The 14,111-nt window shown below is 52.9% G+C and carries 11 protein-coding genes; all 11 read right to left on the bottom strand.

The window, feature by feature from the left end; all coding sequences use genetic code 11:
• Nucleotides 1-210 precede the first annotated feature (210 nt).
• Complete coding sequence (locus tag KUV22_RS15260) at nt 211-1,143, bottom strand: 5-oxoprolinase subunit C family protein (RefSeq protein WP_222232531.1); 933 nt, start codon at nt 1,141-1,143, stop codon at nt 211-213.
• Entirely contained in the window at nt 1,137-1,913 is a 777-nt protein-coding gene (pxpB, locus tag KUV22_RS15265) for a 5-oxoprolinase subunit PxpB (protein ID WP_222232533.1), read from the bottom strand. The genes KUV22_RS15260 and pxpB overlap by 7 nt, the downstream gene beginning before the upstream one ends.
• A gap of 8 nt (nt 1,914-1,921) precedes the next feature.
• On the bottom strand, nt 1,922-2,671 hold the full coding sequence (gene pxpA, locus KUV22_RS15270; RefSeq protein WP_222232535.1) for a 5-oxoprolinase subunit PxpA: 750 nt from the start codon (nt 2,669-2,671) through the stop codon (nt 1,922-1,924).
• A 105-nt stretch (nt 2,672-2,776) separates the two neighbouring features.
• On the bottom strand, nt 2,777-3,568 hold the full coding sequence (locus tag KUV22_RS15275; RefSeq protein WP_222232537.1) for a WecB/TagA/CpsF family glycosyltransferase: 792 nt from the start codon (nt 3,566-3,568) through the stop codon (nt 2,777-2,779).
• A gap of 85 nt (nt 3,569-3,653) precedes the next feature.
• Nucleotides 3,654-4,694, bottom strand: coding sequence for a hypothetical protein (locus KUV22_RS15280; RefSeq protein ID WP_222232539.1), 1,041 nt, complete (start codon nt 4,692-4,694; stop codon nt 3,654-3,656).
• Nucleotides 4,695-4,713: 19 nt separating this feature from the next.
• A complete protein-coding gene (gene wecC / locus KUV22_RS15285; protein WP_222232541.1) occupies nt 4,714-6,039 on the bottom strand; it encodes a UDP-N-acetyl-D-mannosamine dehydrogenase in 1,326 nt (441 codons plus the stop codon).
• Nucleotides 6,014-7,147 (bottom strand): non-hydrolyzing UDP-N-acetylglucosamine 2-epimerase, encoded by a 1,134-nt coding sequence (wecB, locus tag KUV22_RS15290; RefSeq protein WP_222232543.1) that lies wholly within the window; start codon nt 7,145-7,147, stop codon nt 6,014-6,016. Before wecB ends, wecC begins: the two co-directional genes overlap by 26 nt.
• A gap of 332 nt (nt 7,148-7,479) precedes the next feature.
• The gene (locus KUV22_RS15295; protein ID WP_222232545.1) at nt 7,480-10,530 is read right to left on the bottom strand and encodes a GumC family protein; all 3,051 of its coding nucleotides are present in this window, start codon (nt 10,528-10,530) and stop codon (nt 7,480-7,482) included.
• A gap of 12 nt (nt 10,531-10,542) precedes the next feature.
• A complete protein-coding gene (locus KUV22_RS15300) occupies nt 10,543-11,106 on the bottom strand; it encodes a polysaccharide biosynthesis/export family protein (RefSeq protein WP_222232547.1) in 564 nt (187 codons plus the stop codon).
• Between the two features lie 17 nt (nt 11,107-11,123).
• A complete protein-coding gene (locus tag KUV22_RS15305) occupies nt 11,124-12,308 on the bottom strand; it encodes an outer membrane beta-barrel protein (RefSeq protein ID WP_222232549.1) in 1,185 nt (394 codons plus the stop codon).
• Nucleotides 12,309-12,471: 163 nt separating this feature from the next.
• The gene (locus KUV22_RS15310; protein ID WP_222232551.1) at nt 12,472-13,875 is read right to left on the bottom strand and encodes an undecaprenyl-phosphate glucose phosphotransferase; all 1,404 of its coding nucleotides are present in this window, start codon (nt 13,873-13,875) and stop codon (nt 12,472-12,474) included.
• Between the last annotated feature and the right edge of the window lie 236 nt (nt 13,876-14,111).

Raw genomic sequence — 14,111 nt, forward strand, 5'->3', positions numbered from 1 at the left:
GTTGTCATTTCTTGTGAAAAGCGCATGCACCTTAGATGCTGTCTGGGGGCTAGGGAAGGGGAGCAGGCGCCAAGACGACCGCGTTGAGAGGGTGCGCACGTTTTCTTGCCGTTAGCTTTCAGTATCAAGGACTGAAGTGGTATACCCGCGCATAGAGGCTGAAGGACTTAAGGCGTTAGGGTGTACTTACATTGCAATGAGAGTAATCGCTTACTTGAGGCGGGCGGGAAGTTGCGCCAATAGTGCGTGTTTTTCCCTGAGGAGTCGGTGGGCAATGTCCAGTGTTACCGGAGTGAAGTTAACGCGGTCCCGCGGCTTAAGTTGGCCAAGCAGGTGCTGGTCGGCTTCGATGATGTGGCCAATGCGCGGGTAGCCCCCGATGGTTTGTGCTTCTACAAACGACACAATGGGTTGGCCACTCGGGGGCACCTGAATGGTACCTGGGCACAGGCCTGAGGAAGTCATTTGCGGCAATCCCGAGGTGTCTAAGGGCGTGCTCTGCAAACGAATCCCCATCCGGTTACTCTGGGCTGATACCGCATAGGTTGTCGAGGTAAAGCGCTCCCGGTCTTGGGAAGTGAAATACTGGGCCTCGGCACCATCGATTACCCGCAGCTGGGGGCGCCCGGTGTAGTTCAGGCGGAATTCGACCGGCAATTGACGTGTGGCGGGCACGCGCACGTTGCACAGTGGGATGCTGTCTCCAGTTTTCACTGCGCGGTTGTGAAAGCCGCCGAGCCCCACCTGTATCTGGGTTGCAAGGCTTCCGAATACCTTGGGAACCTGTATGTCGGCAGATACTGCAAGATAGGCACGAGCACCACTACGTAGAGCGCCAAAACTGAGGATATCTCCCGGGCGAACATGGATGCTCGTGTCGTTCTCGATCCGCATATCGTTTAATGTCAGATCAAACCGTGCGCCACACACGGCCAAGCATAACTCTCCCCCGAACTGAATTTTCGGGCCGACCATGGTGACTTCGAGGCAAGCGGCTGCAGGCTGATTACCCAAAAGTTGATTGGCCATTGCCATGGCAACGGGATCCGCAGCGCCACCTGGGGCAACGCCATACCGCATCCAGCCTCTACGGCCGCCGTCTTGAATGCTCGTTTGTAGCCCACCAGAGAGGATGTTCAGCATGACGGTGTTTTCCCTGCCGATCCGTGTCTCTGCTCTTGCGCCATCTCGAGAGCCTTAAATTCTGCCGCCGAAATAGGGACAAACTGAATTCGGTCGAGGGGCCGCGCTATAAATGGGTAGTCTCGCGCCGGGTCGAACAGCTGGATCGGTGTGCGGCCGATTATTTGCCAGCCGCCGGGTGTCTCCTGTGGATAAACCCCGGTCTGGCTACCACCAATACCGACCGAGCCTGCCGCGAGATTCAATGCGGGTTTGGTTTTGCGCGGGCAGGCAAGTCGAGGGTCAAGACCGCCTAGATAGAGGAAGCCGGGTGTGAAACCGAGCATATGCACCAGATAGCAAGGGGCGCTGTGTCGGCGAATGACCTCATCGCGCGTCAGGCCGACGCTTTCGCATAGCTCGTTCATATCCGGCGCATAATCGCCTTCGTAGCATACCGGGATTTCAACTGTTGTGGCTCTTGAAGGTGGTGTTGGCGCACGGACTTTATCGTTTGCGTCAACGATTTCACCTACCAGCCGTTCCAGACGCTCATTCAGTGGCTGCTGATCTTCAGGGGGGGATTGTAGCGGGTTATAGCGCACGGTCAGACAGCGGTACGCTGGAATTAGCTCGATAACTTCGGGCCACTGACCGCCCGCCATCTGATGCTCAAGATGGCTCTCGATACCAATAATCAGCGTGCTCAATGCCTCCGAGACTTCACCGTCAAAACAGATATCCCAGGCGGTATCCCCATTACTCTGAATAACGAAGTCGGGTGCATGCATGGTACCAGTCATGCGCCAACGCAAATGTTTTCGCGCTGTAGGGCATCCACGAGTTTTTCCGCTATTTGCACGGCATTGGGGTTGTCACCGTGCAGGCAGATGCTGTCTGCGGTAAAGGTAAGCTCGTTATCGTCGATGGAAGGGAAACCGTCGCCGCGGATGAGTCCGAGGGTTTGTTGGATACAGTGGTCGAAGTCCTCGATGACAGCGCCGGGCATTGACCTGGGGGAAAGCTGCCGCTTGTTGAGGTAGCGGCGATCCATAAAACCCTCGCGAATAAATGGGTGAGCGACCGACTTGGCAGCGGCTTCCATCGCGCCGTTAGCCAGTCCAAGAATGTGCAGGTCGGGGAAATCGCGATGGATCAGTTCGGTCAGAAGCGCTGCCAGCTCGGGATTGGCTTCCGCATCGTTGTACAGAGCTCCATGCAGTTTCACGTGGCCGAGAACGGCTCCCTGTTGGTTGGCAAGATCAGCCAGAGCCTGGATCTGTGCTGCTACCGATGCAACGAGTTCTTGCTCCGAAATCTGCAAGCTCTTACGGCCAAAATTTTCAGGGTCCGGATACCCAGGGTGCGCACCAAGGCTGAGTTGGTGCTTTGCCGCGTTTTTAAGTGAAATAGCCATGGTTTCCTGATTGCCTGCGTGGCCACCACAGGCAATATTGCAGCGCGAAATGTATGGCATTAGTAGTGCATCACGCGCACAGTCTTCAGCCGTGCTTCCCTCGCCGAGGTCGCAATTGATATCGATATTCACGCGCGGATGCCTCCCCAAATGACATTCCTAAAGTTCTGGATTGTGCATCCAGCTTACAGGAATAAGTAAGCCTGAAGTTGGGAGCTGCCGTGCGCAATAGGCCAGTCACTCCCTTGTTTGATTTGATTCTTGTGCATGTACGTGGTGCGTGGGGCGGGGCTTGAATCCCAAACGGAACTTCTCTATCAGAAGCTGCCACGCAAATACGCTATTGGTAACCAAGTAGCGGCGCCACATGCGGCGCGGTTCTTGTAGTAGCCGGAACAACCATTCCAAGCCGGCTCGTTGCATCCATATGGGCGCGCGCTGCACCTTGCCCGCCACCACATCAAAGGTGCCACCAACGCCCATGACGAAGTCGACGTTAAGCTGGTCACGCCAGCGGTGGATGAAATTTTCCTTGTGCGGGGATGTGATGGCAACGAACAATAATCTCGCCCCGGAGCGGCGGATGTCATCCACCACCGATTGCTCGTCCTCCCAGAAGTAACCATGGTGCCACCCGGCTACATTGAGCTTGGGAAAACGAGATTTTATCCTCAAAACCGCTTTTGATACTACTGGTGCGCGAGCACCAAGAAAATATACCGGAAAGCCCTTTTTACTACTCATTTCCAACAGGCTGTAAAACAGGTCGATGCCAGCAACCCTTTCGGGTACATCGTGACCGAGAAAGCGCGCGCCCCATACCACACCGGCGCCATCAATATTTATGATGTCACACGATTCCACCGATTCGGCAAGCGTGGAGTCACTCTGCATATGAATCAGTTTTGCCACATTGACGACGACATGCTGCGTAAATGTGTGCGATTGGATCCGATCGCCAATCAGCGCCACGGTATCTTTCTGGGATGCGACGTCCATCGGGGCGCCGAGTAGTTCAATTCTATGCATGGAATGAAATCCTTTTCCTGGGCGTGTAACGTCAACTCCCACAAGACACTTCCATGTGCTTGTGAAGGATGTAGTTGGAATCCAACTATTCGTGGACGACCTTGGATGGCGCCTGAGTCGTGTTAGCTGGTAAGGGGGCTGGACGGCGATAGCCCGACAGATAAAGACCTTTGTCGTAGAGCTCATGCACCCATCTATGCAGCTGCTCGAGGCTGTAGGGCGTGAGTGATTTCGGATGCCCCATCGCGATGAAGCATTCGAGCTGCTTGCGCCTGGCATTATTGAACCCGTGCCGTAACAGGCTTGCCTTAAACCCATCCACAGAGACAGCCATGTGCGAGTAATGTGTGAGCAGGTGCAGCAAGTCGGCGCGGCTATTAGCCACGGCGTAGCCATCTCCGAACGGTCGGTGGCGCTGACCACGAGCGAACAATCGGTTCAGGGCAAAGCGCCAGTAGAAGAGCGGTGATACCCGAAGAGAAGAGATCGCCACTTCAGTAAACGGGCCTCTGTCCACGGCTTGGCATGGATCGCGATCAAAGTTCCAGCACGCAGCGGAGGGAGCGGAGCGGAAATCGAAATCGTGTGCTTGTGAGCTGGCGCCGCCGCCGTGATAGACCGAGCTGTCTATGCTGATACCGTTGTCGATCAGCGGTTGCGCGAGAGGAGCAAACGGCTGTATGCACCAGCCACCGGCGCGAAATGCAAATACCTTTTGTTTGAGATGCTGATTCAGCTCCCGCGTGCATCGAGCAACAATTGTGACGATATCCTGGTCTGACCACTGCGAGAGTCTGTAGCGGTCGATCACCGTATGCCACTGGTGGCCGTCATGCCATGAGTCAAACCAGTGTGGATGTATATGCAGCTGGATTTGATGGCCGTGCGCTTCAAGCTCGCGGATATGCGAAACCAAGGAAAGGTATTCTTGCTCGAGGTGTGGGAATTTCTCCGCGAACTCGCGCAATCGGACTAGATAGCTGGCGTCGACGAAGAATACCGCCGGAGCTGAAAATGCATCGAGAATTCTTATGAGTGCGTCGCAGGGCTTAAACAAGCAGGCGTCGGGGGTCCCCGTCTGCCTGCCAAAGAACAGCTCATAATCCAGAGTTAATGCGATATGCATACGTGGCAATCCGCCGTGGCTAGTCGGCTATCGTTGTGTAGTTATCCACAGACGCTGCCTGTTTCTTTAGCCGCGGAAGCAACCCACGGGTATCGATCACCGTTTTCCCTGCGAGCTGATTACTGTCTATGGCGAGAAATGACGAGTGATCAACGAGTACTACAACGATATCCGCGCAGGGGAGCGCCTCATCAAGGGACGATAGGCTGACTCCCTTCAATTCAAGTTCCGCTGGTAACTTGGTAATGTTTGGTTCGACGGTAAGGAGCTGACTGCCAGCGTGTTCTGAAAGTTCTTTTACCACTTCCATAGCCGGGCTTTCCCGCAAGTCATCGATGTCTGGTTTGAATGCAAGCCCGAGGCAGGCGATGACTGGATCTGTGTAATTCTGTGCAGCTAGTAAAACCTGTTCCGCCACATAGGCCGGGCGTGCATCATTGACCTTCCTGGCCTGAGTAATGAGCTTTGCCTGTTGCGGAGCTCCGCTGACAATAAACCAGGGATCCACGGCTATGCAGTGACCGCCAACCCCTGGACCCGGGTTAAGAATACTTACTCGCGGGTGGCGGTTGGCCAGACGAATCAGCTCCCATACGTCGACACCGAGTTCATCGCAGATAAACGCCATCTCATTGGCGAATGCGATGTTTACGTCACGGTAGGCGTTCTCCGTTAGTTTGGATAGCTCCGCCGTGCGTGCGTCGGTCACGATACAGTCACCCTCGACAAACAGGTGATAAAGGATGAGTGCAGCTTGGCTGCAGGCGTCACTGACCCCGCCGATGATTCGATCGTTAGAGATCAGTTCTTCAAGCGCTTTGCCTGGCAGAATACGTTCAGGACAGTAAGCAATATGGACATCCGCCGTACCGGGTTGATCCTGGACTGGAAAGGCTAGATCGGTGCGCGCGTCGCGTAGCCAGCGCGACAGTTTTTCTGTGGTTCCCACTGGCGACGTGGACTCCAGAATAACCAAGTCACCGTGCTTAAGGACGGGTGCGATCGATTCTGCCGCGGCCTGGATATAACTCAGATCCGGGGCGGGCACATCGGATGACGTGCCTTCGACGAATGGCGTGGGAACGGCGATAACAAAGGCGTCTGCTGGCTCGGGACATGTGACAGCGCGCAATCTGCCAGCATTGACGACGTGGTTTACCAGCCGTTCCAAGCCTGGCTCAGTAATATGCACTTTACCCGCGTTGACGGCGTCAACCGCGGGAGCGGCTACATCGACCCCAATTACGTCAATGCCTCTGGATGCTATAACTGTCGCGGTAGGCAGGCCAATATATCCGAGACCAATGACGGAAATCCGATTAAACGGCGACTTCCTGCGTTGCATGTAAAATTCCTTTCAAGATTTTCTCGCAGGCGAATCCGTCGCCGTACGGATTTACCGCCGCGCTCATTGCCTCATAGGCAAACTCATCGTTCAGCAGCGTATTAACTCCAGCAACAATTTTTGCGCTATCTGTGCCCACTAACTTGACCGTACCTGCCCTTACACCCTCGGGCCGTTCGGTGATGTCCCGCATCACCAGTACGGGTTTCCCTAGTGATGGTGCTTCTTCCTGAATACCGCCAGAATCCGTCAAGATCAGGTGCGCACGGTGCATCAGGTAGACAAACGGAAGGTAGGTAAGTGGACTTATCAAATGCACATTGTCGAGTTCTGACAGCATTTGATTGACAGGACCCTGTACTCGGGGGTTGAGATGCACTGGGAAGACAAACTGAACGTCATCCCGGGCAGCGAGTTCACGAATGGCGTGGCAAATATTCTCTAGTCCGGTCCCAAAGTTTTCCCTTCTATGGCCGGTAATCAATACAATCTTTTTGTCCGGATGCAGGAAGGGGAATTGTGATTCGAGTTCTGCACTGAGCTTGTCATCGGTTTCGATGCGACGTACGACATCAATGAGTGCATCGATGATCGTGTTGCCAGTGACTGTGATATTTTCTTCCGCAACGGATTCGTTGAGTAGATTCTGACGGGACAAAGTGGTGGGCGCAAAATGGTATTGTGCGATAGCTCCAGTCAGCTTCCGATTCATTTCCTCTGGCCATGGGCTGTAGATGTCATCCGTGCGCAGGCCAGCTTCGACGTGGGCTACGGGTATTTTGCAGTAGTAGGCTGAAAGGGATGCAGCAAGTGTGGTGGTGGTGTCGCCGTGTACGAATACACGGTCAGGCTTACAGTCGTTAAGTACCTCCCGCATGCCGAGTAAAATACGGGAGGTTACCTGAAAGAGATCCTGGTTTGGTTCCATTATGTCCAGATCATAATCCGGCTCAATCTCGAATAGAGATAGCACCTGATCCAGCATTTCGCGATGCTGCCCGGTGACACAAACCTTGGTATCGAATCGCGAGTCTCCCCGCAATAGGTTTACCAGCGGGGCCATTTTTATCGCTTCTGGTCGTGTTCCAAAAACAAGTAATACTCGCATAACTCGTCGATTCCAGCTTTGGGGGACTTATTAACAATACCCCTTTCTTTATAGCTGTGAGACGAGCGCTTGGCCTATCCAATTTGGAAACAACCGAGGGAATTTATGCCCATATTTTTCAGAATTTTTTTTCGATTAATGGACGTAAATTGGTGGGTATGCGTAATTGATGAGCGATATTGAGGGTACAATCCAGAACGGTGCTGGGGAATAGAAAAAATAACTTATAGGGAATAAATGCCTATAACCACAATCTTTTGTGGCTATAGGCTGGTATATCTAGCGCGTATATTTGATACCGATTTTACCTAAGCACGATGGTTCGATATACGCTACTTCGCGGCTCTGCGTTTGGCGCGGGCACGCTTCTTCCGTTGCTTCTTTTTGGCTCTTGATCTTTGACTTCGTGGTGAGCGAGACTTTTTCTTTGATTTTTCATCAGTGACGGAAGTCGGTACGTCTTCGATGTCGTTTTCTGAAGTGGGATCCTCTTCTGCTAACTCTTCCGATTCAAGCTGCGGGAGTTCTACAGGATTCATATCGGTGAGCAATTCTCGATCGATAGATACTTCCGCCGTGTAATCTTCCTGGGAAGTAGGCGCGCTAAAAGGGGCAGCCTCTGTGCCGGTTTCCACAACACTATCAAGACCACTTTCGGTTGACCTCTCCTGGTATTCATCCTGGGAGACTTCCGAGGTGCCTTCCTGGATTCTTTCCGGGACAGTTTCTAGGCCAGGTTCTTGGATGCTTGCTGGTGCGAAATCGGTATCGATGCTGACTTCGGGGGCAACGGCCACATCGGCATCATTGATAATATCGTCCGGTACGTGATCTTCGGCACGTACGAATACAATTTCTTCGGGAGCGATCTCAACGTCTGTTGTGCGTTGTTCCTCCGCTTCGATCGCGGCTTCCTTCGTTACTAACTCATTCTCGACTCCTGTCGTCACCGCTGGCTCGGCCACCACTTGATGCTGCGGTTCGGCGACAACTGCCACATCGTCTTCGACAAGCTCATGGGCTAATGTCGCTTTACTATTGGCGAAATGTGCTGATGTCTGATCAACGTGGATGCTTGAGCGTGCAACAGTATGCGTGTCGCTTATGGGTTGCGCGGCGATTCGAGTAGACACTGCATTGGTGTGATCTCTGGAGGAAGAAACCGATCCTACCGGCTGAGAGCTCGCGGTGGTTTCTGCAACGAGCTTACGATCGCGCCGGCTGTTGCCGTAGTCGTAGTCATAATACTCATCGGCGTATATAGCGTCCTTGCTCGTGTCAACATGTGTGAGAACGATACCGTCAATCTTGCTGTTGATCTTGGTGAGCCGTTCGATTCCGCGGGAAACGGTCCGTTTGTTGGTGCAGTCGTACTTAATGACGTACAGCAAAGCATCTGTTAGGTGTGAAATGATCAGAGCGTCGCTTACAGCCTGGACCGGAGGGCTGTCGATCACAATCCGATCGTAGTCCTGCGCCAAGCTGCTGATGGTTTCTGAAAAGCGTGGAGAAACCAGTAGCTGTTGCGGGTCCGAAAGGTGGCTTCCAGAGGGCATTACATGCAAGTTACTGCCAATATCCTTGTAGACACATTCTTCCAATAGCTTGTTGCCCTGTATTAGGTCAGTAATTCCAGGGTGATTGGAGGCTATGCGGAAATCCGCTGCAACAGTGGGCTTGCGTAAATCAAGATCAACCAGGAGAACGCGTTCTACCTGGCTGAGCGCGAATGCGAGATTCTCTGCGACCGTTGTCTTGCCTTCGGCGGGAACGGAGGACGTGATCAATATGGTGCGCATCGACTTGCCGAGACCGGTCAGTACCACACCAGTGCGCAGCGTGCGGACAGCCTCGCTAAATGTGTAATGATTCGGATCGAAGAAAGTGCGCAGGCCCAATTTTGAATCTTTGGGTGTGCTTACTTGTGGCAGCAGGCCGATCAGGTTCTGTCCGAGATGTACCTCTACATCTTCCGGGCTACGTACACCCATGCGGAAAACTTCGAGTAACAGGGCGATCGCAGTAGCAAACACAGCGCTGAAGACGATTGCCAGTATTGCCAGGAGCTTTTTGTTGGGCTTCGTCGCCGTATTTGGGATTACCGCTGAATCAAGAAAGCGCGCAGGGGCGATTTCGAAACCCGAAGCCTCGCGCGTTTCGTTCGCTCGCGTAAAGAAGGTATCGTAGAGCTGGCGATTTGCTTCTACTTCTCTCACCAGCTCCTGATAGCGAAATTCTTTCTGCGAAACGTTCTGGTAGGCAGCTTTCGCCCGCTGCACTTCCTGTTCTTGCGCTGCAACTCTCGCTCGGGCAGTGTTGTATTGGCTTTCAATAGATTCAGCAAGGATGCGGACTTCACTGGCAAGCTGAGCACGGATCATATCCAGTTCATTACTGGCCGCTATCATCGTTGGATGCTTTGGCTTGTAGCGTCTGGCCAGCTCTGAGACATTGCGCTCGGCCGCTGCTTCATTGCGCTTTATTTCTTGAATCAATGGATTGCTGATGACTTCCGGCAAATTGGCCAGCGCGAGCTCATTACCTTTCAGGCGCTCAAACTGATTGAAGACGCTGGCAATTTGCTTGAATTCACGCCGCGTTTCCTGGAGTTGGGTGGTGGCAGCATTCAAGTCCTGTTCGGAAAGGCCGCGCACGCCACTGAGATCAACGAGATCTTCTGTTTCGCGAAAATTTTGTAAGTTCTGTTCTGACGCTTCAAGCTTGGAGCGCAGAGTTTCCTGTCGCTCATTCAGCCAGGAAGTAGCCCGGTTAGTGAACTGTTCTTTCGCTTCGGACTGGAAGAAGATGAACTCCTCTACCAGCGCATTGGCAACATCGGCAGAGAGCTTTGCCGATTTCGCTTCAAACTGAACTTTCACAAGATTTGTATTGCGCGCGGGCGAGATGGTCAAACGCTTGAGAAATGCTGAGGTGACGTTGTCGAGTGTTGCAGTTTGTGCTTTGGCCGACACTGAGCTGTTTGACGCGTTGCCCTTTGAAAATAGACCGAACAGCCCGGACTTGCCTTGCGCGGCGAATTCAGGGTGATTCACCAAGTTTAGGCGCTCTATGACCCGCTCAGCCAGTTGGCGCGACTTTAACATCTCCGTTTGCGTGAGAATGTAGTCACGGCGCTGCGCGCCAAGGTCATAGATTTCCTCGACCGAAACCGGATTGGCTTGATCCACTTCAAAAACCAGCGACGCGGTGGCTTGGTAGCGCGATGGCATTTTGTAGATAAATGCAATCGCGGCAGCGGACATAGCCACGCTGAGGCCGAAGATCAGCCAGCGCTTAGCGAACAGAATTTTCCAATAGCGAAGTAAATCCAGGCTTTGTTCCTGAGGTGGTTCGTCGCCACCATTGCCCTGTGCATAGTTCATATGGTTTCTCTACTAAAAAAAGCTCTGCTTTACGGTAATAATGTCACCGGGATATAGCTTGGTATCCAGGTCCGCTTCGATCGTGACTTGCTCGTTACCCTGACCGCGCTTGATCAGAATTTTGTTTTGAGACGCTCGCGGCGTAAAACCGCTGGCCATAGCGACAGCTTTGTTTATCGTGAGGCCAGGTAAATAGGCGTAGCTACCTGGTGTGTTGACCTCACCATCAACAAAGAATGACCTGTACTGGGTGATCGTTACTTCGACGCTGGGGTTAACCAGATACCCATCAAGTAGACCGGAAGCAATCTTTTTCTCTACAAGTGACGCGCTGAGCCCAGCGACCTTGACCTCGCCCAGAAATGGATAGTTGATAACTCCGCTATCACTGAGGCGTACTTCAAGCGAAAGCTCCTCTTCGCCAAATACACGGATATTGATGACGTCGCCAGCGCCGAGTTGATACTGGTCATCAAGTAATTTTGACGATACCTCAGCGTTCGCTTGGGTGATGATTACAGCTATAAACCATGGAGCTAGAAAGCTCATGGCCCAGCGGATTCTATGTTTGCGCATAAACTCTCCTCACATCTTCAGTAGGACGCGTCAAATCCGATGAATACTTGATTGCGTTGGTAGGAAAATAGTTGGCTGGTTGCCCCTTGATTCAGGGTGGAAATGCCGGTTCGAAGGTCCATCCAGGGGCGGAATCGATAACGCACAGTTGTGCCCCAACGACGGATGTTCTCGGTCAACTGTGTTCCGGTAAAATCTGCTTTTGTGTAACGAAAGAACAGATCGCTTTCGACTTTTTCGTTCCACGAGTGTTGCCATGCGACAGAACCGGAAGTTGCATCAACGAAGTTGGCAATGCCAGCTGCCGAATCGATTGGGCGCCGCTCCGCAGTGAGTAGCAATTCACTTGTTTCCACAGGACTCCAATTCAGCGATGCTTGCCAGCGAGGCCGGCGATAGTCTGCGATTGCTGAATCTGTGTAGCTCTTTTTGACCATGCCACCGAGCAGCGTGGCAGTGATTTTCTCGGTTTCGCGCTCGATACCCACCATCAGTGTGGCTTCGTCATTGTCGCGATCCAGTAAGTCGCCAGCCGGAGTGTCATAGCGGATGCGTCTTCCTTCCAGATTGGCGAGAAGAGCCGTATTACCGCCGATGTTTACGGAGAATGTACCGCTGATAAAAGGCGAGCGCCGATCACGTGCGACGATTTCTTCCCGGTAGTCGCGGTTGGTTGTGCCCAGGGTGACGCCGAGAAAACCACGCGCACCCTCCGCGCCGAAACCATAGGAAACGAACAGGTCGGACTGGCGATAACGATCTCGCTCGAAAATGAGGCTTTCGAGGTCATCTATAACCTGATCGTTGAATTCGTCATTGATACTGAGATAGGCAGCACCGAAGGTTAGATTGTGCCGCCTACCCAAGTCCCAATCGGCGGTGCCACTCAGTGCGTGGTCGGTAAATGAACTGCGGCCGCTGTTCAGGTAGTTGCCGTGCGAAAGAGCATACTCCATCGAGTAGACAATCGCTCCGCGATCGTACTCTAGTCCCACTCGGGGGGTGGTGAGTAATAGAAAGCTATCGATCCCATTCTGGGGCGCATTGTTGATGTTGTCGTCGTATCGTAAATCCATGCCGACGGCAGGCGTAAGCAGCAAGCCAGATCCAAGTTTTATTGGATCGGCGGAAGTGACAACACAATATACCGAGAGCACAATGGCAAGAATACAAGTTGCCAAGGAGCGGGTATTGGAGAGCATATACGTCCTTCCTGCATGCGATATCGCGTTGAGGCGGGGACTGCTACTAACCCGTCTATAACAATTGCGGTGCTTCTTTTCTACTGAAATCTGAGTTTAGAAGCACCTGCGAAGTGTGCACATGAACTGCACCAAAACAGCCAATAATCGGCGCGGTGTTAATTCAGTATGCATTTTTTCCCACAAAACCACGTGAAACTGTGAGGCATAGAATTCGGAGGTCGAGGAATATTGACCAGTTGCGAATGTAGTCGAGGTCGTGTTCGACACGCTTGTGCATTTTTTCCAGTGTATCTGTCTCGCCGCGCCACCCATTGATTTGTGCCCAGCCGGTAATACCTGGCTTCACTTTGTGGCGCAGCATGTAGCCGCTCACGATGGAACGGAATTGTTCGTTGTGGGCTACCGCGTGCGGGCGTGGCCCCACAATAGACATAGTGCCGCCGAGCACGTTGAATAGTTGTGGCAATTCATCCAGTGAAGTGCATCGTATGAAGCGACCGAGGGGTGTTACACGCGCATCATTTTTTTGCACCTGTTGGATACTTGGGCCATCTTCCGTGCACGTCATTGAGCGAAATTTCCATACGTCGATTGTGTGGCCGTTGAGACCATAGCGACGCTGTTTAAACAGTACTGGACCTGGGCTGGTAAGTTTTACGCCCAGTGCGATGAATAACATTAGTGGGCTCAAAAGGGCTAAAGCCAGTGTCGAGACCAGCAGGTCTTCGAGCCGCTTTAACCAACTGTTGATTCCTTGAATTGGGCTGTCGTAAATGCTCAGGACTGTGCTGCCACCAATGCGTTGCCAGCGCGTGCGCAATAAGTTACTCCCGAAGATATCCGGAAGAAGATAGACGGTGGCGGTGGTGTCTCCCAACGCTGCCAGTAGCTCACCGATATGACGGGCCTCTCCCATTGGCAAGGCGATATATATCAAGTCGAGATCGCCGGCCTTGGCAGCAGATAACGCTTGTTCCAAATCGCCTGCGAGGAGGTTGGAGTTTTCGGTTGCTACCGTGTCTCCGTCGTGCCCGGGCAGCCGGTAGATACCCTGTAGCCGAATACCTAATTGGGGGTTGCGCTGTAATTCCTCCGCCAGGTTGACTGCCGCTTGATTGAATCCAAGGATTGCCGCGGAACGGGTATTGTGATCATTGACCCGCAGGTAGTGGAGCAACTGTCGCAAAGCTAAACGCCACAACCCTAGCCCAATCAACGTTAAACAGAACCAACTGCCTACCACGATGCGGGAATACATGTCTGCGTGTGCGGAGAAGTAGCCGATGAGTAGCAGTAGGAGGCAGACCACTGCCCAGGCGAGAGCGGTCGTTAGAAGCATATTGCGGAAGCTTTCTGTGCGCCATGACCGGTAGAGTTCTAGAGACTCGCCAATAAACGCAAATAGGATTACCGCGGTAAGACCGGCTATGAGCCAGTCCTTGTCGAGCGATATGCCACCGACAAGAGTGCAGGCTAACAAGGCGCCGAGTATCAGCGCACCATCAAGTAGACGATAAACAGCGGCCAAATCACTTTGATGTGTGCGGATCCATCCCTGCTGCACTGCGATACCTCCGGGATCACTTCTACAACTTACTGCCGGTGTTTTGAACGGTTTGTGTGTGTTTTAAACCAGTTGAACACCTTTTGATCATAATATTGGACGAGTATCCGAAGCACGCAAGGTCGCTGGGAAAGTATTGTCACCAATGATTGCGTGTGCGGGGAACCCGCCAACTTTTCCTTTTGCACCAACGACGCAGGCGTCGCCGAACTTCCCTTGCGAGCCACCACCCGATG

The sequence above is a fragment of the Microbulbifer agarilyticus genome, from assembly GCF_019800665.1.
Classification (GTDB): Bacteria; Pseudomonadota; Gammaproteobacteria; order Pseudomonadales; family Cellvibrionaceae; genus Microbulbifer; species Microbulbifer agarilyticus_C.